This is a genomic window from Proteus sp. G2609, assembly GCF_963896135.1.
Lineage (GTDB): Bacteria > Pseudomonadota > Gammaproteobacteria > Enterobacterales > Enterobacteriaceae > Proteus > Proteus mirabilis.
The window spans coordinates 36932-60473 of the sequence record NZ_CAWQNB010000027.1 but is presented as its reverse complement, the minus strand read 5'-3'; the positions used below and the strand labels follow the sequence as shown (position 1 = coordinate 60473).

The 23542-nt window shown below is 34.9% G+C and carries 22 protein-coding genes; 3 read left to right on the top strand and 19 right to left on the bottom strand.

Going from position 1 to position 23542, the window contains the following annotated elements; genetic code table 11:
- Positions 1-29 precede the first annotated feature (29 nt).
- From AACV01_RS08030 to AACV01_RS08015, 4 genes are all read right to left on the bottom strand, one after another.
- A complete protein-coding gene (locus tag AACV01_RS08030; protein ID WP_004248662.1) occupies positions 30-854 on the bottom strand; it encodes a DUF2877 domain-containing protein in 825 nt (274 codons plus the stop codon).
- Between the two features lie 36 nt (positions 855-890).
- A complete protein-coding gene (locus tag AACV01_RS08025) occupies positions 891-2156 on the bottom strand; it encodes a YlbE family protein (protein ID WP_004244300.1) in 1266 nt (421 codons plus the stop codon).
- A 12-nt stretch (positions 2157-2168) separates the two neighbouring features.
- The gene (locus AACV01_RS08020) at positions 2169-3836 is read right to left on the bottom strand and encodes an acyl-CoA synthetase FdrA (RefSeq protein WP_161682678.1); all 1668 of its coding nucleotides are present in this window, start codon (positions 3834-3836) and stop codon (positions 2169-2171) included.
- A gap of 597 nt (positions 3837-4433) precedes the next feature.
- Positions 4434-5111, bottom strand: a complete 678-nt coding sequence (locus tag AACV01_RS08015) for a hydrolase (protein WP_004244302.1) — start codon at positions 5109-5111, stop codon at positions 4434-4436.
- Positions 5112-5390: 279 nt separating this feature from the next.
- Here AACV01_RS08015 and AACV01_RS08010 point away from each other — a divergent pair, with 279 nt between their 5' ends.
- On the top strand, positions 5391-6266 hold the full coding sequence (locus AACV01_RS08010) for a pirin family protein (protein WP_046334407.1): 876 nt from the start codon (positions 5391-5393) through the stop codon (positions 6264-6266).
- A 73-nt stretch (positions 6267-6339) separates the two neighbouring features.
- Here the strand turns inward: AACV01_RS08010 and AACV01_RS08005 are convergent, their stop codons facing one another.
- On the bottom strand, positions 6340-7245 hold the full coding sequence (locus AACV01_RS08005) for a LysR substrate-binding domain-containing protein (RefSeq protein WP_041701242.1): 906 nt from the start codon (positions 7243-7245) through the stop codon (positions 6340-6342).
- Between the two features lie 510 nt (positions 7246-7755).
- Here AACV01_RS08005 and AACV01_RS08000 point away from each other — a divergent pair.
- Positions 7756-9228: an anion permease gene (locus AACV01_RS08000; RefSeq protein ID WP_161682676.1), complete on the top strand. Its 1473-nt coding sequence runs from the start codon at positions 7756-7758 to the stop codon at positions 9226-9228.
- Positions 9229-9281: 53 nt separating this feature from the next.
- Here the strand turns inward: AACV01_RS08000 and AACV01_RS07995 are convergent, their stop codons facing one another.
- From AACV01_RS07995 to AACV01_RS07960, 8 genes are all read right to left on the bottom strand, one after another.
- Positions 9282-9635: a helix-turn-helix domain-containing protein gene (locus AACV01_RS07995; protein ID WP_004244307.1), complete on the bottom strand. Its 354-nt coding sequence runs from the start codon at positions 9633-9635 to the stop codon at positions 9282-9284.
- The gene (locus AACV01_RS07990; RefSeq protein WP_046334409.1) at positions 9628-10608 is read right to left on the bottom strand and encodes a fimbrial protein; all 981 of its coding nucleotides are present in this window, start codon (positions 10606-10608) and stop codon (positions 9628-9630) included. Before AACV01_RS07990 ends, AACV01_RS07995 begins: the two co-directional genes overlap by 8 nt.
- Positions 10589-10882, bottom strand: a complete 294-nt coding sequence (locus AACV01_RS07985) for a helix-turn-helix domain-containing protein (protein WP_004248670.1) — start codon at positions 10880-10882, stop codon at positions 10589-10591. Before AACV01_RS07985 ends, AACV01_RS07990 begins: the two co-directional genes overlap by 20 nt.
- Positions 10883-10904: 22 nt before the next feature.
- Positions 10905-11402, bottom strand: a complete 498-nt coding sequence (locus tag AACV01_RS07980; protein WP_064505980.1) for a fimbrial protein — start codon at positions 11400-11402, stop codon at positions 10905-10907.
- Between the two features lie 12 nt (positions 11403-11414).
- The gene (locus tag AACV01_RS07975) at positions 11415-11936 is read right to left on the bottom strand and encodes a fimbrial protein (RefSeq protein ID WP_036895524.1); all 522 of its coding nucleotides are present in this window, start codon (positions 11934-11936) and stop codon (positions 11415-11417) included.
- Positions 11937-12002: 66 nt separating this feature from the next.
- The gene (locus AACV01_RS07970) at positions 12003-14510 is read right to left on the bottom strand and encodes a fimbria/pilus outer membrane usher protein (protein WP_161682674.1); all 2508 of its coding nucleotides are present in this window, start codon (positions 14508-14510) and stop codon (positions 12003-12005) included.
- A gap of 16 nt (positions 14511-14526) precedes the next feature.
- Entirely contained in the window at positions 14527-15192 is a 666-nt protein-coding gene (locus tag AACV01_RS07965) for a fimbrial biogenesis chaperone (protein ID WP_004244317.1), read from the bottom strand.
- A 70-nt stretch (positions 15193-15262) separates the two neighbouring features.
- The gene (locus AACV01_RS07960) at positions 15263-15787 is read right to left on the bottom strand and encodes a fimbrial protein (RefSeq protein ID WP_004244318.1); all 525 of its coding nucleotides are present in this window, start codon (positions 15785-15787) and stop codon (positions 15263-15265) included.
- 694 nt (positions 15788-16481) lie between these two features.
- Here AACV01_RS07960 and AACV01_RS07955 point away from each other — a divergent pair.
- Positions 16482-17411, top strand: a complete 930-nt coding sequence (locus AACV01_RS07955) for a Dyp-type peroxidase (RefSeq protein ID WP_020946142.1) — start codon at positions 16482-16484, stop codon at positions 17409-17411.
- A 131-nt stretch (positions 17412-17542) separates the two neighbouring features.
- On the opposite strand, the gene AACV01_RS07950 is transcribed toward AACV01_RS07955, so the two are convergent.
- The 6 genes from AACV01_RS07950 to AACV01_RS07925 form a co-directional block, all read right to left on the bottom strand.
- Positions 17543-18562 carry a hypothetical protein gene (locus tag AACV01_RS07950; protein WP_046334412.1) on the bottom strand — a complete coding sequence of 340 codons (1020 nt, stop codon included), beginning with the start codon at positions 18560-18562 and terminating at the stop codon, positions 17543-17545.
- Positions 18563-18633: 71 nt separating this feature from the next.
- Complete coding sequence (locus AACV01_RS07945) at positions 18634-19179, bottom strand: fimbrial protein (RefSeq protein WP_004244322.1); 546 nt, start codon at positions 19177-19179, stop codon at positions 18634-18636.
- Positions 19172-19738: a fimbrial protein gene (locus AACV01_RS07940; RefSeq protein ID WP_004244323.1), complete on the bottom strand. Its 567-nt coding sequence runs from the start codon at positions 19736-19738 to the stop codon at positions 19172-19174. Before AACV01_RS07940 ends, AACV01_RS07945 begins: the two co-directional genes overlap by 8 nt.
- A gap of 15 nt (positions 19739-19753) precedes the next feature.
- Positions 19754-20257: a fimbrial protein gene (locus tag AACV01_RS07935; RefSeq protein WP_172767791.1), complete on the bottom strand. Its 504-nt coding sequence runs from the start codon at positions 20255-20257 to the stop codon at positions 19754-19756.
- A 23-nt stretch (positions 20258-20280) separates the two neighbouring features.
- Positions 20281-20991: a fimbrial biogenesis chaperone gene (locus AACV01_RS07930; protein ID WP_004244325.1), complete on the bottom strand. Its 711-nt coding sequence runs from the start codon at positions 20989-20991 to the stop codon at positions 20281-20283.
- Positions 20992-21025: 34 nt separating this feature from the next.
- The gene (locus AACV01_RS07925; protein ID WP_161682672.1) at positions 21026-23524 is read right to left on the bottom strand and encodes a fimbria/pilus outer membrane usher protein; all 2499 of its coding nucleotides are present in this window, start codon (positions 23522-23524) and stop codon (positions 21026-21028) included.
- Positions 23525-23542 lie beyond the last annotated feature (18 nt).

Sequence of the window (23542 nt, the reverse complement as noted above, 5' to 3'; positions counted from 1 at the left end):
CGTTTATAATTTCTTTTTAATAAAAAAGATTAATCTATACGCTGTTGTTGTTTAATTTGATAACCAATCCATAATCCCAGTAAAGTATCTGCACCGGAATGATGACCGATAGAGAGTATTTCCAACATATCTTTAAAAATAATCTCTTTATTTTTTATTTTTTTACCTAGTTGAATAAGATAGGTAGAAAATATTCCCCGTGTGGCGTATTCCAAATAATGTTGACTCACTATCGTAGTTAATGACGATAATGGTGGTGTTTCATTAAAAAAATGTTCAATCGATTTTTCTGGCTGTGCTAAATAATGCGCAAATAACATTCCCACCAGCATATCATCTGAACTCGGTGTTAACCCTGGACCTTTACCAATAAACATCGCCCAATTAACCGCTTTTCCAGACAATTGATGATAAAATAACTTTGTTAATAACTTAATTTCATCAAGTCGGGCGATTTGACGATAGTTTTTTAATGGCCCATAGAGTCCTGTCGCTATCACCGGAGATAATAGAGAAAAAAAACTCTCTAACCATCGTAAATCTAATGTCGCTTTATCTTGTAAACGCAAATTTTCACTATCACCGGCAATCAATGTCATATTATCTGCGATTGCGATTTGATTGTTTTTCATCCGCATTTTCAAAGCGGGATGACACTGCTTAGCCAAAGAATCAAAATCGGCTTGTTTCAGTAGCCACCCCATCGGGCTTAATCCTCTTCCTTGACGATGAAAAGTGATTAAGCGTTGCTGAGGGCAAATAAAATTCAAAGCATGTTCATAAATGCCGACACATTTAAACTCACCTTCAAAAGCAAAGATATGCTGACTGGTTTGAAGTGCTTGAATTTGCATATTGCCCCCTGACGACCGTGTTATTACAAAACGTGATTAAGCTTCAATGCCTAATTCTTCTGCCAGTGCCACTATCGCTTTTTCAAAACAGCCTAAAGGTGCACGTACCGTTCCTGCGCCAATTTGCCCAACCCCCGGCTCTTTATGAGCAATACCCGTATTAATTAGCGGTGTAATACCCGTTTCAACAACTCGACGAGCATCTAAACCTAAACACGCACCTTGGAAATCCCAAGTCGGTATTTGTAGCATCATATTACGAGCAAGGTAGATTTCAGCCATCTCTTCTGTCACTTCACGTGCTGCATCCATACCACCCGATGCCCCGACAAAGCGGGTTACTCCCGGAGCTGCAACCATTGCTGCACCACCAATACCGAAAGTTTCTGTAATAGCACTATCACCAATATCAGGGTTGGCATCTGCTTGGCTAAAACCAGAGAAGAATAATCCTTGTGGCGTATTAACAGGTGCTGTAAACCATTGATCACCCATACCACTTATTTTGATGCCAAAATTACTACCATTACGCGTCATTACCGTCACAATCGTACCTTGCTTAATTTGTGCTCCTGCGTCCATCGCCGCTTTACAATAAGCCATGGCTAAATTAAGGAAGAATTGGTCAGTAATACTGAGGAATTTGGTCACTTTGGTTATCTCAGCCGCATCTAAATCCAATGTGCTAAGAATTGGCGCCAGCTCTCGTAACAATAGTGCAGAAGCAGCAATATTACGTTGGTGGAATTCATCTCCCATCGTAATGGCTTGACCCATAATTGCCGTAAGGTCTATCCCATTCTCAATGGTGGCTAAAGCGGCTTTTAATACTGGAGCTAAGCTATTACGCATCCAATGCAAACGTTCTTGTACATCAGGACCATAAGCACCAAAACGCATCACTTTACCAATACCTTCGTTCATATTGCAGTAAGCATAGTTACCGTGAACATGGTTTTTAATCACTAGCATTGGCATATGAGCAGAAGTAATACCTCCCATCGGCCCTACGGCATTGACATTATGGCAAGGAATAAACTCAATCTCTCCCGCCTCTAACATAGCCAAGGCTTGCGCTTCATTTTCAGCCCAACCTTCAAATAAGCTAGCACCAATACAGGCGCCACGGACAGGGCCACTCATTTCTTGCCAAGTTACAGGAGGTCCTGCATGCAGTAATTTTTTTCCTGTTGCTAAAGTTGGTACTACTTCTTTTGCTAAACTCACATCACACCAGTGAGGACGGGCTTCACGGATACGTTCGATAACTGCTTCATTCGCTTGTTCGATAGTTGAGTACATATCTGCAATTCCTTATTTCAATTTCTTTAATATTTCAGCCAGTTTTTTATTACCACCTGCGACAGGTGCCCATTGATAATGAACAACAGGCGTACCACTGGATTGCAGATCGTCAGCAAAACTGCGTAATCCGGCGTTGATCACGGAGATCCCATTTAAAAGTGGTGAAATTTCAGCAGCTGCTTCTACTGGATGTGGCTGGATTAATTCTTTGGCTAACAGTACGACTTCTGGCAAGGTATCCATCACAATAATACCTGCATCTTGTAGCTGTTTTTGTTGCTCACTACGGTTTTGAGGATCTTCCTGCGTACCGGTAATAGTGGCGATAGTAATCAGTGGATTAGCTTCACCACGTTTTTCATTTAATTTTTTAATTTCTTGAATTAATGCACCTGCTGGATCTGACGTTGCACCATAACCAATCACAAAGTCGACCAGTAATACGCCAATATCATGCTTATTACTTAATTCACTAATAAATTTATTGCGAGTAGAAGGATCTATCATTGGATGGGGTTTGCCTTGGGTATAAAAATCATCGCCCATATCAATAATTTTATGCCCTTGTGCATCGAGCATCGTACCTTGCTTATGTTCGTTATCTACCGCCACATTGAGTTGCTCAGATAACAACATCGCGCATTCTGCCGCTAATGTTCCACCAGCATATAATCCAATAATCTTTTTACCTGTCACTTTAGGTAACTGAGCAGCACTATCTTCAACACGTGCTAACGTAGCCGCAATACGCGCCGTTTCGTCTAAGGTGCGAGTAAAATAGATATTATCGTCTTGATATTTCTCTGGTGTTGTTCCTAAGAATTGCGCCACTATCGGTTTATTATGACGCTTCATTTCTGCAATAATTTTTTCACGTACTGCCGGTGCGGGAGGTTTAGAAACAAAAGCAATCACACGGGTTTGAGGATCTGCCGCCAGCATATTAATAGCCGTGATAGCACTAATACCACCAATTTGCTCGCTGAGATCTCGTCCCCCCAGACCTATTGCATGAGAAACCCCTTGGCGTTGTAATACAATTTGTGAGGTGATCTCTTGAATTCCTGTCCCTGATGCACCAATGATACCAATAGAGCCTTTCGGTGCAATGTTAGCAAAGGCTAAAGGTGCGCCAGCAATATTTGCCGTACCACAGTCAGGCCCCATGACTATCAATCCGTTAGCGGCGGCTTTTTCTTTTAATGCTTTTTCATCAGCAATAGAGACGTTATCGGAAAATAGCATCACATTACAGCCATCTTCTAATCCCGTATCAGCTAATTCCGCCGCATACTCACCGGCAATAGAAATAAGCAACATATTAGCGTTAGGACTTTTTTGTTTAGCCGTACGCCAGCTACGTACAGTGGTTAATTTATTACCACTTTTTTGACCGTTAGCAATATCAGCTAAGGCTTCTTCTAACGCACTGGAGATAGTCTCGATAATAGCGGGATCGTCTAATTCAGCTTTAATCGAAACACAGATATCATTAGGTGTCGCTTCGTTAAAAATGTCATGCCAAAAACCGGTGACATCAAGGAGAGATTTATTCGCTGGTGTTCCCATCATGACGGAAATTTCTTCCACCTCAGGGGCTTCACTTAATTTTCGGGAAATTATCATCAGGCTGACGGAATCCTGAAAGCTCCCTTTTTTAATAAAAGCATGGATCATTATAATATCCTTAACGCATTTAATATATGTAACTGCACATATCTAGTTGCATTTCGTTTTTTTGATAATAAGAAGCCTATTTACTTAATAGCTTAAGTAATATAAATAAAATTCGAGATAGACATGTTTGAAACTCTGTATACAAACATACTGAATAAATATCAAAAAGTAGAGTGATTAAAGTCACAGTTATTTATTGTAAAAAATTTTTATTTAATCAGTCGCTATTTATTAAATAAATTATAATGAGTGGAATGAGTAAAAATAAAAAACACCATATTGAGTAAATTAATTTATATAAAATAAATTAATCATATAATTAGCCATACCAAATGGTATGACAAATCAAGGAACTTATAAGAAATTTAACAAACAAGTAACATAACGCAGTTAGCCGATATTATCAACAAATAAAAAGCACTTTATTAATAAATAAAGTGCCTTAAATAATTTTCATATAAATAAACATAAGTCTACATTTTACTTTTACACCCTTGCTAAAAATAATATTATTGAAAAAAGCAAAAATAATGCCTATAAAAATAATATTTATAGGCATTTTTAAATTAATAAGTTTTAAATAAATTCAAGAACAAATTAACGTTGTGAATCTAAAGTTTCATTATTCTTTATAACATCTTGAGCTTTACTATAACTTTCAATTAATAACTGATAAGCAGGGAATATTTGGGTATAAGCTTGAGCCCATTCAGCGGCATCTGCACGGTTCCAAGTTTTTTGCATTTCAGAAGCCACTGCTGCCGTATCCATAGGCACAACACCGGCTTGAACAATACGTGCTAAGGTAATTTCTTCTGCCATTTTGCTATACGTTCCTGATGCATCAATCACAGCAAAAACTTGATAACCTTCAGCAACAGCACTAATTGCTGGGAACGCCATGCAAACACTCGTAATAGTACCAGCAATAATTAATTGCTTTTTACCCGTTGCTTTCACAGCTTCAACAAACTCAGGGTTATCCCATGCGTTAATTTCACCTTTACGGGCAACATATTTAGCATGTGGTGCATTTTGATGAATTTCTGGAATTAATGGGCCATTAGGACCTTGAGGGACAGAAGCCGTTGTAATAACAGGCATCTTCGCTAATGTTGCCATTTTTGCTAATACTGCAGCACGAGCGCGTAATTCCGTCATTGGCATATCACCAACGGTTTGGAATAAACCACTTTGGTGATCGATCAATAACATAACAGCATCATCTGGATTAATAACTGGACGTTGACCATTGAAATTTGCAGGAGTACTCATTTATTTATTCCTTCTAATTAACAAAAACGATTATTAACAATATGAAGAAGATATAAGGAAATAGCGTTAATTATCTCCTCGCTCTCGATATAATTAACAATAGTCAATTAATTAAAAAGTCGGTAGTAGCAATAATGATAAACACTATTCTAAAAATAGAACACTGAAACACTTTTGTCATTGTTCTATTTTTAGAATAATGAAACCTATTTTCCCCTCTACTCAAATCAATATAGCTCATTAGAATACCACCTATAGAAATTTTATAGGAATATCATTATGAAAAAAGTTATTGGTATTTATAAAGCGCCTCGTCAACATTGGGTTGGTGATGGCTTCCATGTACGCTCACTATTTAGTTATGGTGATCATGGTAAATATTTAAATCCATTTTTATTATTAGACAGAGCCGGCCCGACTGATTTCCCTGCCTCTCAAGGCCATAACCGTGGTGTAGGCGAACACCCTCACCGTGGGTTTGAGACAGTGACTATTGTCTATAAAGGGGAAGTGGCACATCACGATTCTACAGGTGAAGGAGGAGTGATTGGCCCTGGAGATGTACAATGGATGACCGCAGCATCAGGTATATTACATCAAGAGTATCACTCTGATGCCTTTAACCAAGCGGGAGGCATACTTGATATGGTGCAGTTATGGGTAAACCTCCCATCTCATGCTAAATCAGCGCCTGCTGGCTATCAGTTACTCAAAGAGAGTGCTATTCCAGTGCTTCCATTAGCGAATGATGCCGGACAACTGCGCGTGATTGCGGGGGAATATCATCAAACTCAAGGGGCGGCAAAAACCTTTTCACCTGTTGACGTTTGGGATATTCAATTGAAAAGTGGTAAATCTACGACCTTACCAAGCAAAAAAGATCGCTATGTGGGATTAGTGATACTCCATGGTAGCGCCTATCTTGATAGCCAAACTCAATTAAATACGGGTGATTTGGTTATTTTAGATAATCAAGGTGGCTCAATTAATCTTGAAGCTATTGAAGATGCTATTGTGTTATATCTTAGCGGAGAGCCAATTAATGAGCCTGTAGTTGGTTATGGTCCATTTGTGATGAACAGTAAAGATGAAATTAGGCAAGCTATTGATGATTTTAACCAAGGTAAATTTGGTCGTATCCCAAACGAAATATGATTAATACTCTCCTTGTTCTATAACTTTTATAACAAACGGCTGCTCACTTAGAGCAGTCGTTTGTATCTATTTTTTACTCTTTATATGGAGCCATATTCTGCGCTAAATAATCTAATAACACTTGAATAGCGGGTAATAAACCTTTTCGTGACGGATACACGGCATGAATAACATCTTTAGGAAAACGCCACTGTGGTAAGACTTCCACCAAAGAGCCATCTGCTAACTCTTTCTCTACGACACTCAATGGTAAACGCGTGATCCCAAGTCCCTTTAATGTTGCTTTATATAAGGTCATCACATCCGTTGTCGCTAATTTAGGTGTAACATGTTGCGTTGAAACAGTACCATCATTATGGGTAAGCGTTAGCGTATACTGCTGCGAATGTTCGCTATTAGCTAAAATAGGATAATCAGCAAGTTGCTCTGGAGAATCAGGCGCACTGTTGGTTGCAAATAATAGCGGATTAGCCACTAAAACACGGCGAGAATAGCCTAATATTTTCATCGTTAAGCCAGAATCATCCAAAGGTAATGCTCTAACTCGTAAAGCTAAGTCAAGACCTTCATTGATCACATCCACAGGGCGGTTAATCGCTAAAATTTGTATATTGATATCAGGATATTTTGCCATAAAATCCACCAAAATATCTTGAATATAAATTTGCAGTAATGCAACTGGGCAAGAGAGTTTGATCGTGCCGTGAGGATGCCCCTGTGCTGAACAAATAACCTCTTGAGCAATCTCCGCTTGTTCAACGACATTTTTACACTGTTGGTAAAAAGTTTGCCCTATCTTAGTGACATGAAATTGACGAGTTGAACGATAGATCAGCGAGACCTTTAGTCTCTCTTCTAAATCAGCAATACGACGACTAAGTTTTGATTTAGGAATACCTAACGTTTCGGCCGCTTGTGAAAAACCGCCAAACTCCACCACTTTAACAAAATAATAGAGGTCATTTAGATCATACTTCATCGCCTATTACCTATTTAATTGTCATTATATAAAAACTGAATTGTTTCAGCTTCGGAAATTATGATACATATATTATGATCTATTTTCACGCTAATAATATATTATAGGCTGATATTTTAGTAAAATAAAAATAACCATTAATTATAGCAATATAATATAAATAAAAATGGAGATTATTTTAATTCTGTGATGCTTATTTTTAATTACATAACACAATAAAGAATAAAAAAACAGGGATAGTTAAAAAGATTATTACTATTTAAATTAATTTAACACAAAACAACTAGCCTGAGTAAACAATAAATCACCTAAACAATAATGACTATAAAACAAATAGTTACTTAAAAACTTAATTACAAACCAAGATGTTAAGATTTAATTTTATTTTTATGATATTAATCAATGTATATTTAAAAATATGTTAATAAGATTATAATTAATAAAAATACTTATTTACATAATCTGTCACTTACAATTATTTCTTACACCTGTTTTTAATGGAATAACCTGATGAATAAATTAACTCCATTACGACCTATACCTACCTTAATTGCTGTTGCTATTATCCTTATCATTTGGTTTGTTATCCCTGTTCCCCAAGGGGTAGATCCCAATGCTTGGCACTTGTTAGCGCTGTTTGTTGGTACTATTGCGGCTATTATCGGCAAAGCCTTACCTATAGGGGCAGTATCTATTATTGCTATTGCGCTTGTTGCCGCAACAGGCGTCACTAACCCAGACTCAACTAAAGGGGCGATTAATGATGCATTAAGTGGCTTTTCCAACAATCTTATCTGGTTAATCGGTATTTCTATTATGGTTTCAATGAGTCTTAATAAAACCGGATTAGGTGCTAGAATTGGCTACTATTTTATTTCGTTATTTGGTAAAAAAACCATTGGTATCGCTTATTCCCTAGCTATTGCAGAAACGATCCTCGCCCCTGTTACGCCAAGTAATACAGCTCGAGGTGGCGGGATTATTCACCCAATAATGCGATCTATTGCCGATAGCTTTAATTCAAAACCCGAAGAGGGTACTAGTGGTAAGATTGGTCGTTATTTATCGCTAGTCAATTATAATATCAACCCTATCACCTCAGCGATGTTTATTACTGCAACCGCGCCTAATCCTCTTATTGTAAGCTTAATTATCGGTGAAACAGGGCCTGAAAATGAGTTAACTTGGTCAATGTGGGCAATAGCGGCTTTTGTTCCCGCCATTGTTTCATTATTTTTAATGCCGATTGTGATCTACTTTTTATATAAACCAGAGATAACCCATACGCCGAATGCTCCCCACTTTGCCAAAGAGCGTTTAGCTCAATTAGGCCCTATTTCATTGCCAGAAAAAATCACTTTGGGAGTATTTGCACTGTTATTAATTATGTGGGCAGGAATACCCGCACTATTATTTGGTGATGCATTTAGTATTAATGCGACTACTGCGGCTTTTATTGGTTTATCAATCTTATTATGTACTGGCGTATTAAATTGGGATGATATTTTAAAAAACAAAGGCGCATGGGATACCGTAGTTTGGTTTTCCGCATTAGTAATGATGGCCTCTTTTTTAGGAAAATTAGGTCTAATTAAATGGCTCTCATTAAGTGTTGGTGCCAGTATTGATAGTATGGGGATAAGCTGGGTAAGTGGTATGATATTACTCGTGCTGATTTATGTCTATTCTCACTATTTCTTTGCTAGCACCACGGCTCATATTACCGCCATGTTTGCTGCATTCTATGCCGCAGGTTTAGCTCTTGGCGCGCCACCAATGTTATTAGGACTTATTTTAGCTTTCTCTTCTTCATTAATGATGTCTTTAACTCATTACGGTACAGGTACTGCACCGATTATTTTCGGCTCAGGCTACGCGACCTTAGGTGAGTGGTGGAAAGCAGGTTTTGTTATGAGCATTGTTAATCTCATTATCTGGGTAACCCTTGGTAGTTTATGGTGGAAGGTGCTGGGGTATTGGTAAAATAATAAAAACAAGAATATGATGCCTAATCAGTCTGTTAGGCATCATATTAACTAGCGCCAAAGTTCACACTTTTCGACAATCGTCTCAGAATGATAATAACTTTCTTTATAGGCTATTCCTTCTTGATCAAAACAGTCATTTATATCCTGAAAAAAATAATTTAATTTAACTTTAAAAATATAAGATAATAAGTAAATTACATCCACATGAATATTGCACTCCCCATTTTCAAAGCGTGATTGATGTTGCTGGCTTACTCCTAATAAAGCACCAAGCTCACTACCCGTCATACCATGTTGTTGTCTTAACATTTTTATTCTTGCGCCAACTATCTTTGATATTTTTTTATTCATAATCGCCTCGAATGACAAAACCATATCGAAAAATATATTATTATCACTCATATAAGATATTTACTGTTGCTGTTGAGTTAGCACTACCAGGCGTTATTTTATTACCTGTTTTTATATATCTTGCTTTCCAACCAAATATATAATCACCGGAGGAGACCCCATTTTGTAGACTATTTTTTGTATTTAGTTTTATCGGGTTATTGTTTTTATCTAATAACTGAATGGCAACACCAGTGGCTCGATTAGTGCCCGATAAGTTTAATTTCCCTGTATTTACATCTATATATCCAGCACTACTTGTCACTGTCGCTTTAATGTTAGTGCCAGCCGCACAGTTTAATGTAATAGGAACATCTACACTTTTACTGACATCACCAATATTTTTAAATTGAGTATCATACCAAGTCCCCATATTAATATTATAATTTGATGATTTTGTAGTACATTTTAATGAATTTATCTTTATTGCATTAAGAGGCAAATAAAGTGAAGTTAAGTTCCAAGTTGTGTTTTTAGGTTGTGTATTATTTTGTACTGCTTGAGCAATCTTGCCCCATTGAAGGCTTCCTGATTGCGTTACTCTGCCTGTTTTTATAATTTGAACCGTCCAAGAAGGATTAATTATCCGATAAGGTGAGTTTGGCGGCTCAACCTTAGACCAAGTTAGGTTAATAAAACCTAAACTATTTAATTTAATTTTCATACCGATACCGGGAATATTGGTTTTTACAACTTTATTATTATCGGGTATCCATCCATTTGTATAATATCCTGAAAGAGAAGCATCCCCACAGTCCCCATTCTTATCCAAATAAGTTTTAATAGGTCCATTGGCATAATTAATCTGAAACTCATCTAATACTCTTGTCCCTATATCATCATATTGAATTGAATAGGTTTTATTGGGGATCCGAGCCTGAATATTTTTTAAATTAGGATTTTGAATACAAGCTGCAAAGGCGTCAGCAGAAAAAAAGAAGATTGTACCTAATAAAAAAAGTCTTTTACCCATCAAATGGTTCATTTTTATTACCCACCATATTTGATATTTTATTTTCTATTTCTACTTTCTCTTCATCATCTAATTGAAAAAGATCACTTAAACTAATACCGAAAAAGCAAGCATATTGATAAAGCCTATCTAGACTCACTCGATTAATTCCCCGTTCATATCTTGATTGCTGCTGTTGACTTATACCTATTTTCTTAGCCAATTCACTTAATGTGAGGCCATTAACCCTACGGTAATAAGCGATTTTTTTTCCTACCATCTTTGATGCTGGATAAGAGCGATTCACTTGAAACCCCTTTATGACACATTTAATTATAAATAAGAGTAAATTCAAGATGGCTCTTAAATGATCCCACCGTTATATTATTTCCATAGCCAACCATTCTTGCCGATAAAGCAAATTCCGCATTATGGTTATATTTATTAACAGCCGTCATTAATTTATCATTATTTTTTACAATACCTTTATTATTTTGCATTGCTAAATTTAGTGCTATATCTTTAGCAGTCCCACTATTAATAAAATATTCCGAATAATTAGGAACACTTTGGCCTCTTAAAATCATAGTGACTTTCTCTGTATTAACTGGGCAGTTTTTTAATTTTATAGAAAAATCTATCCAGTCTGATTCTTGACCATTTTTAATATTTCTAATATTGATTTTTTTTAAATCAATTAAGTGGTTTTTCGTTTCTAACTCACAAGGTGAGGCTACTACTGATCCATATACATTAATATTAACAGTGTTGCTTAATGCGATAGGAGAATATGAAAATAATAAAAATAACGTTAGTGATTTCCACATAACACCCTCTTTTTATTGATAAATGAGCGTTGCTGTTATTTTTGCGGACACCGTCCCCGGTGTTGCATTACCGAATTTACTAAATGCTCGTGTTCTTAGTGGAACAGTAACCGATGGTTTGCCATTAACAGCGATATATAAATTTTTTCCATTACCTAATGGAATTTCGCCATTACTGTTTTTATTTTGTAATTGAACGGCAATATTTTTTGCCGTCCCCCCATTTTTATATAAATTATTCACATCTGCATTATCAGGCGTTCCAGAAAAAGTCAGCTTTACTTGATTTACCCCCGGAGAACAATCTATTAACTTAATATTAAAATCATTCCAAACAGAACTAGAGTTTACTTTATTAAATAAACTTTCTGGCATCTGTTTCAAATCAATATTAATATTTTTACTACCAGAAACATTACAAGTCGCGGCTTTTATATTTCCAGAAAATTGAAGTGTCACAGTACTTCCTGCAGATGAAAAAAAACTTATTCCAATAGTAGTTATAAGAAGGAAGAGCCTCATTACTTTTATCATTTTACTTTCCTACAGGTAGCAAACATCAATAGCTATAAAAATAACTATGTTTGATATTTAAATTAATTAATAACAAGTTACAGTAGTTTTATAGAGCCCTAAATAATCTGGAATATCAGATAGATCATAATTTACCTGACAGCTTTCATTGTTGTATTTAATAGTAAATTTTCCTTTCTGTTTTAACCCTGATAAATAAACTTCTCCATCATTACCTACAATACTATTTAACTGACTATTGTCTTTAAAAATAGCTTGAGCGCCAAATGGTACTGGCTTTTTGTTTTCCAAATTTATCGTCATTAATACACGATAGCCTACATTGGCTGAAAAATTCGCTTTTACTAAAGCCCCTCGACTCGGTAAAACCGTCTGACTGGTAAGTTCCATTTCAGCATTCTCTGGCAATCTTAATGTATCGATCTCGACAGTATTTTTACGATATGGTGTGACATAAGGAACTAATGCATACCCTGAGTTATTAGTCCTAACTCCCGCTTGATTTAATATCGTAATATCACCCGCATTAGGAATATCTACGATTGCCGCGGTTTCTCCCAGTTGCTGTCCAAAAACAACTCCCTGAGAATGAGCAACGACGCTACCGCTCACACCATAGTAAAGATTATGATTATCTTTGCTATAACTGTACCCCCCCGTAATATCACCTAGTTGGCCTTTGTAGGATGCATTGATATTTCCAGAAGATCCTTGATCTTGATTGGTAAATGCTTGTTGCACACTCCAATTTAATCGATTATTTAACTGAGATGCCGATATACCTACACTTCCTGTACTTGAACTATTATTGTTACTATTCGCATTAAAATTATAATAAAAAGTATTATCAAATACGCTAAAGGGCACATTCACCGAAAAAGCCAACAAATGTTCATCATCATTTTGTCTTTTCTGATCAGCAATATAAGAATGATTAACTGTATTTTTATTATAGGTATAATTTATTCCATAGCTGATACCTTGCCAGCTATTATTATAACCAAGTGTTGCTGATTGTTTTTTGCTTTTGCTATTCCAATAATCCTCTTGTATATATCCGATAGCTAAAGAGCCATATTTATCACCTAAATTTTGATTAAGTGTTATCTCCGCACGATGACGGCGTTGCTCAATTTCAGGGCTATAATGAGTACGACGAAAACTATCAAACACTTCAGATAAACTATAAAAGCCACTCGTTGAATAGCGATAACCTGCTAAAGCAATATTGGTTCCTATATTGTTCAAATTCTTATTATATCTAAACCGATAAGACTGACCTTGTTGCTTCCTTCCATCATTAAAAGTTGACTTAGCCTGTGTAACATCAACAGAAACAGCACCAAATGAGCCTAAATTCTTCCCAATACCTAGGGAGTAAGATTGATAATTTTGACTCAACTGACTCCCCCCATAAGCAGTAGTGCCATAAGGTAAACCATAAACTAATGTAAACTGGCCAAACTTCGTTTTATCTACATTATTATCATAAGCACGATATTCACCGCCCGTTACGCTATAAGTGAAATGACCTTCACGCTGTAATACAGGTAAAGAGGCGAAAGGTACGATTTGATGTTGCTCACTACCATTAGCACCCTTAATCGTAACGTATAAATCCCCACTACTACCTGATGGATATAAATCATTAATTTCAAAAGGGCCAGCTGCCACTTCAGTTTGATAAATAGTATATCCATTTTGTTTGATAGTTATTTGCGAGTTACTTTTTGCAATCCCTCTAATGATAGGCGCATAGCCTCTTAAACTTTCTGGATACATCTCATCATCTGTTGATAATTGCATGCCTCGAAACGGAACACTATCAAAAACATCAGATGAAGATATCCCATCCCCTAGTATTAACTGACTTTTTATTTTATTTATATTTCTAGATAAATAGGTATAAAGGGTGTTCCACTTCCCTGACTGATTACTTGTACTCGACCATGTTGTGTAGTTTCTTAAACGCCATGGTCCTAAATTTAAACCTGGTCTTAAATTTATATAATTTGAAGTTGTATTTGAACTGCTATTCTTACGATCATAGTTTTTAGAACCACTATAACTATAGTTTAGTAATAAGGCATTTATGCCATTATCAATATTATCTAACTCTATATATCCTCTTGGGTTTTTAGATAATGCAATTTGCGGAATACTTAAATATAACCTTTGTGAATCAAAATCTAATTCACTTTTAGCTTCTGGTATCGCAGACAAATTGACACAGCTAGTATATTCAGAATAAAGCCCAGGATAATCTGTTGTTTTAACCCCAAAGTCATTTAGATCATTTACTGATAAACAAGGTTTAAGCTGATTATTTTTATCTTTATCAAATCTAATATTTTTAGTTAAAATTAAATTAGTGTTAACATAAATATCAACATAATAGTCACCTGCTAGCTGTTGGTTATTCTCAAAAGAAGATAAATCAATAATATCTTTATTTGGCAGCTCTAAAAAATCTGGATCAAAATAGATATCATCTAAATTATTATTTTCTGCATATAATAAAGCTGCATAGCCTAAGTATAAAATGAGGCTAATACATACCTTACTTATTTTCATATTAGAAACCTAATTATTATATTCTAACTTCGGATAAATCCACATTAGCCCCATAATCATTAATAAGCTCCCAGCTTATAAGACCATGTTCATTATTATCATTTATATCAAATGATTTAGTTGAAAAAGGTTTAGCATAAGAAACATCATCAACCAATTTTCCATTAAATTTGATTGTTTGAAAATTCATAAAATAAGGTGTGGGATTATAAACTATGACTTTCCCTCTTTCCTTTGACCAAGATAATTTCTTTTGTTCTTCTTCAAAATTAACGTCTTTTAGACTTTTAGGTCTATAGATCAATTTCATTTGCGTTTTAAATGCAATTTGTAATGAATTTTCTGTTTTTTCTGTAGCAGGGATCGTTTTTATATTTAACCAAAAAAGAGATTCTTGATCACTTGGTAGCCCTTCTTCTGTTAAAAAGATCCTCAATGTATTCTCTTTATCTGGATTCAATCTAAATAAAGGTGGCGTGATCGTAAATTTTGACTGTTTTTTTTCCTCAAAATCATCTATCCATGACTGGATCAAATAAGGCATTTTGTCTGGGTTTTTCACGTTAATGCTGACATTCTTATTGCCTTCATTATAAATTACCCTTGTGCCACTAATAATAACACCTGCATAAGATGTATTAATAATAAATAAAGAAATAAAAAATAGAATAATAGACTTCATATTATCACCATAAAATGATTGTATAATAAGGTTTAAATCCCTTTAAACCTTATGACTTACCTAGTTATTTTTAATTATAATTAATAGTAAATGTTGCATTCGCATTTGCTAAACCCGCAGTGACAGAATCTGTTTTAGCAATATAACGAGCTCTAAAGTCTAAATTATTTTCAACACCTTCTTTTAATGGATAGGTTTTAGATGCGGTAAATAAAGGGACAACGGTATTTGCATCATCCGTAATTTGAATACCGACACCTGTTGCCACTCCCGACTCTTGTTTTAGCGCAATAACAGTATCGTCTCCAGAATAAGACTCTGCATCAAATTTAACAGATGCAGTACTTACTGTTGCAGGGCAATTAATTAATTTAATCGTAAATTTAGTTGCCGCAGCAGTAACTCCGGCACTAGGTAATGCTGTTTTAGATACCTTACCTAAATTAACTTTTAGAGCATCAGATCCAGCTGCTAATTCACATGCGTTATCGATAATTTCTCCTGTAAAATCGATTGTTCCATCTGCAGCTAATGCATTATTCGCGACAAAAATAGACGTTGTAGCAATCAACATTGCAATAAAGCTTTTTCTCATTTATTTCTCCAAATAATTATTTTAAATACATTGAGATAATAGAAATAAGATTAATTAACTCAATACGCGAGTATTATCTATTTATTATTTGAAATAAACAAGTTTCGGTTATTACAGCATAATATTGATAACATTTTAATATTAAATAGTGTTATTAACTAATAAAACACAGTATAAGTTAAACAATATTTTTTACTTTTAATAAATCTTATTTTTAATAATTTGAAACAAAAATAAAAACAAAAATAAAAATAAAATTTTTCTTTTTTAAATAAAATTTTTTTTTGTTTTCTTTTATAACTCATATAGTGTTAATCGTATATTAATGTTCAATAAAAGTGAGTTTTCTGATTAAAATAAAATAAATTCTAGCTGTATATAAGCTCTAAATGCTTATTTAATCAACACTATGGCTAAAAAACATCAATACTATATTCTAAATACCTGTATAAGTTAGTGATTTACTCTAAAGAAAAGCTAAGAATTTTTTCAAATTTATATAAAAAGCATTATTTATCACAAAAATCACAGTTCGATTGTTTTCCAACCAAAAAAATATTTACTATTCATTTTTAATGATAAAAATCAAAAACCATGCTTTGTAAAAGGAAATACTTTGGTGTAAAACTAAATTTAGTTTTTACTTATATCGCATTAAGCAAAATTTTCCGCCACGTATCGATTAGGAAGCACTATGAAATATCAAGATGTAACAAAAACCCCCTGTGAGAACGCTTATTTTCTAGTCTTTAATCTTATTAACTCATCAGAAACTCGCCCTACTCTTATCGACTTTTGTAATAATCTATCAGGTCTTCTTCGTAGTATGAGAACCCGTTTCCCTGAATTAGACGTAAGTTGTGTGATGGGATTTGGTGCTGATGCATGGTCTAAACTATTCCCTAATCAAGCTAAACCGCGAGAATTAAATACCTTTAAGCAAATCAACGGCGATGTGTATACCGCAGTATCGACACCTGGCGATCTGTTTTTTCACATACGGGCATTAAAGGTATCTGCTTGTTATGAATTAGCCTCAATTATTAGCCAAAAATTAAACTCTATTGCCACCTCAGAAGATGAAGTACATGGTTTCCGCTATTTTGATGGTCGCTCGATTATTGGCTTTGTGGATGGAACAGAAAATCCTGAGTTTGAAGATGAGCGTGTCGCTTATGCGGTTATTGGTGATGAAGATCCACTGTTTACCGGTGGAAGTTATGCATTTGTACAAAAATACATTCATGATATGGCGGCTTGGGAAAACCAATCTCTCATCGAGCAAGAAAAAGTGATCGGTAGGCATAAATTCAATGATGTTGAACTAACTGATGAAGAAAAAGATCCAGGCTCACACAATGTCGTCACCAATATTCAAGATGAAAACGGTGATGATTTAAAAATCGTACGAGCAAATATGCCGTTTTCAAATCCCTCCAAAAATGAATATGGTACCTATTTTATTGGTTATGCTCGCTATTTCTCAACAACAAACCGTATGTTAGAAAATATGTTTGCAGGAACACCTGAAGGACATACCGATAAACTACTGAAATTCAGTACTCCCGTCACGGGCACATTATTCTTTGTCCCATCTCCGGCGTTTTTAGATGATATAGAATAAAAGTTGATTATCAGTACAAACAAAAAGTTAATAGCAATAGCTCATACACTGCTCTATATTTGGTAAGAACAAGAAAGAGCTATTGCTATTCAATATGATGACGGCATTTACTTACAATATTAATCGCCTGATCAGTCAACCAATACCCGCAAAATAGCACTTCCTTGAAAACTACCTTCAACAGGGTTTCTTATATCATTAGGATGAAAGGTTGATGTGATAGAAAATGTTTTTGCAGCACCTGCGTTAAGTTTAAATTTACCTTTATATTCGGTATCGTTATATTTCAACTCACAAGAGCCACCATTACCACATTTTGTATAGTTTTCCGTTTTTCCAGAAACAGGTGCACTTCCTATTAATGAAACGGATACTGATGCATCATAATCACACGTTAGTTGATAGTTATAAGGTGGAGTCACATTGTTAATAGATTCTTCTGGGGTCATATTTCCATGAGATAAGTTAATAACTTGGTTTTTAATATTACATTTACTTGTGATACTCACAGGAATATTAATATAACTATTCATATAAGGCTTCATTGCATTACCAAATTGAAGATAACCCGTACTGTTGCCACCAGACCCTTTATTTTCTTCATAAGCCCATGCAAAAGGAATATTTAAATTATATGATCCTGGGTAAGCCGTCGCTCTGGACACTGCCACAGTTAATGACATAGAACGATCTAACGGCAGCACTGCAGAGCCTAACCCCCAAACGGTTCCAACACTATGACAACCACTCGGTGACTGCTTAGCATAATAATTTGGCCCTACATAAACCTGATTATTGTTATTATTGGTACCTGCTATTGTCCAAGAGAGATTGGACAAATAATAACTCAATCCTGATGAATGTTTTTGCCAAGTATTTGTTTGTGGCAATCTAATCCAATAGCGGTAATTGCCTTCTTCTGCCATTGAGCCTGAACCACTACAGTACGAAGCGATAACCCGCCACGATTTAACTTGAGGTATAGTCACCTTAATCACACCACTGGCGTTAGCATCTGTCACATTAAGCGAAGGGGCTGTTGCTGATGCAGTACTACCATTTGATGGTACATGCAAAAAATTTTGTTGCCAGCCTACCGCATATGGTGTGGCTAAAGAAAATAAAGCTATTCCTATTAATGTCTTATTCATTTAAACCGTCCTACTTTTTAGGATTACATAAACCTCAGTCTCTGATACTCATCATTGACTCTGTTTTAGGTTTAGTTATAAACAATGCTTAATGATGCGGAGGCCGTAAAATTTCCAGGAGATAAATCAGCAGTACCTGTTTTAAAAGGAACAGCAGTAATAGTAAATTGGCTCCTGTCTTGCCCTGTATTAGAAAAACCTTTTGTAATGGCATAACCTCGAGGGGCTGAACCATTCAAACGCAAAGGATTATTCTCATCAACACTCTCTCCTTGATATAAGGCAAGGCCAAATCGATTTGAATTCACGCTATCTGCGGAAACTTTAAGCACATTATCAGGCGCTCCAGCTAACTGAATGCCAGATACTTTGACGTAAGGTGAGCCCTTAAAATAAGTACATGTAATAGGAATATTTTTTGTGATAGCGCTTGTTTGACCATCGACTTTATAAGTCATTATTTGATTAAAAGAAAACTGTATAGGGATATTATTATTAACAACACAAGGTGGAACATAAATAGCGCCTGTAATAGCTATATTTATATCAACTGCCCGTGCAGTTCCTGATAGTAAATATAAAAAAATAGGCAGTATAAAATATTTACTTTTATTCATAAGAAACCTCAAATTCTACCGTGGCATTATAAACTCCAGGTACAACACTTTTTTCCTGTATTGCTTTTGGTGTCGCTTCAACAAATGCATTAAAGGTCAGCAACATCGTGCCATCGTTAAGTTGAGTTCCATTTCCACCGTTATGGTTTTCACCTAAAGTAATACGTTGGTTTCCATCTATATCAATTAATCCAATGGCTAACTTACTTTTATTAACGCCAGAAGAAAGTGTAAGGTACTTTTGTTGTTCAGCCCCCATCTCTGGCTCTGGCTGCCCATTAAATTTAATTTTCACTGATTTCCATAACGATTTTGCATCACATTGGATCAGTTTAATGGTAAATTTTTCTGCAGGTCTAACCGCAGGATATTTCCAATAATCCCTTGGTGTGCTATTTAAAAAAACCACATTTTGATTTAAACTTGGCTGATCAATCCTACATGGCGTATCAATCAAAGTACCATCAAAATTCATTGTTGTAGCCGCATTTGCAACAGGTAAAAAAATAAGCATAAAAAATAATATTTTTACCCATTCTCTATAAAAATAAATAACCATATGATCTACCTTAAATTAATTATACTGCAATTTAAGAGTTAATATATTTAACTTCCGGTCAAGAATATTTCTCTTTATTTCATCTGAAAAGAGGTAATTCAAAATAACATTATCTTTATAATGCTTTAATCTATTCATTCTTATATCAATATTTTCTACGTTATCGTTGATTTTATTTGTGAAACTTAACACACTAGTAAACATAGGTTTACTATTTGAGCTGTTTTTAAAATCACTATAAATATTACAACCACCAATAACGACATCAATATCTTTTATGTATAGCTCTTTTAAACTAATTTCATTCGAAATAAGCTCACAAGGAGCATTTAAAAATGAGCCTTTTATATATATAAAACCATGTTGATTTTTTTCATTTTGATTATAAAAATCAATTTTTGCTCTATTAATATTAAAGAATGATTTATCACGAGCAACAGGTTCTGCAAAGCCAATTTGAGAAATAAAAAGGCCATTAATGTAAAGCATCAACATAAAGATAAATTTTCTATTCTTCACCTTTCTATCTCCAAAATCAGTTTTTATTTTTTCTCTGCTACACAACGATTAGCTTGACATTGAAATTTAATTGTCGGTCTTCCACCATAATCATTTATATAAGATAAGTATGGCGTTGAGTACACTTTACTATTAACCCTTTGTGACGATTTAGGGGCAATCATGACTGCATTAAACTCAGAATCAACCGCTTCTTTCTTTGACCCACCAATACCGAATACAGTGACGTAATAAGGTGTTGGATTCTCTATTTCATAACCGTCAGATAGCTTATTTAAAACTAATTGATCTTGCCAAATAGCATTTGGCTCTCTCAATATTTGTTTAGGTCTATAAAACAATTTTATTTTTGTATGCAAGGCAATTTGTAATACATTATTGTCTTCAGCTTTAGGTGGAACTTCTCTAACATTAAAATAAAATAATGTTTCTCTATCGTTAGGTAACTTTTCAATATCTGGTGTCGCAGATACTTTAATTAACGCTTTATCACCAGGCTCTAATCGCTGAACTAATGGTGTGGCAATTAATGGCCCTAGCTCAATTTTTTCATTCTTATCATTTTCAATCCATGTTTGGGCTAAATAAGGTAATTGTTTATTATCATTAGTAATATTAATAACTAATGCATTTGACCCACCTTCGTATATAGCTCTTGTTCTATCTAAAGAAATTGCTGCATAGGAGTTTGATGTAACCATTAATCCTAATAATAAAAATGATATTTTTTTCATTTCAAGACCTTTGTCGTTTATTAATTACCGATATTTATTTTTCACACAATAATAATATCTTATTACTCGGTTCTATTTTATTTGGAAGTTTAGCGACACATTGTTGTTCAGCTCCCCAAGATACTCTAATTTCTTCATTTGGGTTAATACCTGTTAGCCAAGCAAAACCATCATCACTAATTATTCCTAGCTCTCGTCCTTTAGCATTACTAATTATTGAACCAAATGGTGGATAAGAGTTATCAGCTAACCTAATTATTGCAAAGGCCTTCTCACCTTTTAACACTTCAAATTTTCTATACCCAATGGCACCTTCAGTTAATGAAGATTCTACAATCGCCTGTGTCGCTTCTATATTATTAGGTAATTTAGTTAAATCGATCGTTGTTTCATTGCGATAATAACTATTAATATCGGTAACAACACCATAACCCCAATTATTGGTTGTTACACGGCCACCATCAACTGGTACTCCTGCAACACCTTCAGTATCAACTAATAAGCGAGTACCACCATTAAATCCATCTGGGTGAAGTGCAGCTCCTTTAGCGGTAATCGTTAAGCCCCCATTAGCAGAAAAACCAAATGATGAGGTATTTTTATTTGAGATAGTGGCATTCGCATTAATATTAGCGATTGAAGTATAGCGTCCATAATAGCCAGAGAAGCTTGAACTACTATCCATATCATCGCCATATGTCGTTGAAACATTTAAATTATAATTAGCTAAGTTATCTTCAGTGGTATTAAAGTACCCTATATTATGCGTATAGTTCCCCGAATTTCTTGAGCCATCATAATTTATAAATCCTCTATTATTCTCTAATGGAATACTGACTCTTGCAAAGAAGACATCATTATCTTTGCCATAGTATTTAGATCTCGATGCAGATAAATTTAATGAAATATTTTTAACTGCAAAAACATCCATATATTTATTTAAGTTAATAGAATAATAATCGGAATTACTTTGATCCCAATATGTCTGATGATTATATTGCACCCCAATTGATGTGTTATATTCAGAAAGACCTTTATTAAAGGTTACTGTATAGAGTTCTTTCTCTTTTCCAGTAAAATCATCACGATAACGTGCATCTAAATAATTTTGCATCGTCATATAATTACGTTCATTAAATCGGTATCCAGCGAAGGTTACATCCGCATCCAAATTATCAAAACGTTTAGAGTAACTGACTCGCCATGACTTACCTTGCATAGTGCCACGATCAGGTAATCGTGCATAAGATTGTGTAATATCGGCAGATACCGCACCGAAAGCGAACATATCACGCCCAACCCCAAGTGCTACACTATTATAATCACCGGCGAAAATGGTACCACCATACATAGTCCAAGCATTACTTAAACCAAAAGCAGCTTCAGTCGTACCAAATATAGGTCCTTCTGTATTATGTAATTTATCTCTAGAGCGTCCTGCAACAACCTTATAACGAACTTGTCCCGGTCTTGTTAAATAAGGAACATAGGCTGTATCAATTTGAAATTTATTCGTCTTTCCATTTTGCTCAATAATCTCAACATCCAATTTACCACGCACCGAACTGTCTAAATCTTGAATGGCAAATGGACCTGCGGGTACTGTTGAATCGTAAAGAATACGTCCTTGATGCTTAACCACTACCCTTGCGTTAGTTTCAGCGATCCCTGTAACTTGTGGTGCATATCCCCTTAGTTGAGGAGAGAGCATCCGATCATCACTTTCTAAACTAATCCCCGTATAACGCCAGGAATTAAATATATTGGAGTTTATAAAGTTTTCACCGATGGTTAGGTTAGACTTTAAACTGCGGATCGCGCGATATCCATAAACTCGAGTAAAATTTAATAAATCTTTATTGTTTTCCGCATCACCAGAGGTTCGATTATAATTCCCTTGATAATCAGAACGAATACGCCAGCTACCGAAGTTATAACCAACAGTACCATTGTAATAAATACTTTGCGTATTGCTTCCTTCATGAGGGATATTAACATTGGTGTTAATATTATAATCAAGGATCAAACCTGAGATCCCATCATCCCAGCGAGATGGTGGTAACCAAGTAGCACTTGTATACTCAAGCCATATTTGAGGTATTTTAATTGATAATATACCTTCATTTAATTTTGTTGTAACTTCAACACCATCTAGGCTTAATAAGTCAATACATTTTCCATCATTCCATGTTGGTAGATTATTTTCTATTTTTTCCTTTAATCCTAAAGATGAAATAATATCACCTGTTAAACAGGCTTGAGATAACAGTTTTTTATTTTCATCTTGAGATTTGTTTTCTCTTTCTAATACGTTAACAGCATATGTTGATGAACCGATCCCTTGTCCATTAAGTACTAAGTTAAGCTGATATTTACCCGGTAAAATATAACCGGCTTCACTAAACCTAGCAAAGTTAATATTATCTTTAGATTTAGAGTCAACAACATCTAAGTTAAACTCTACAGAATATACATTTTGAGAATAAATTATAAATAATATAGTTGCCAAAATGCTTGTAGATCTTCCACTCATATTCTCTCTGTTCATATT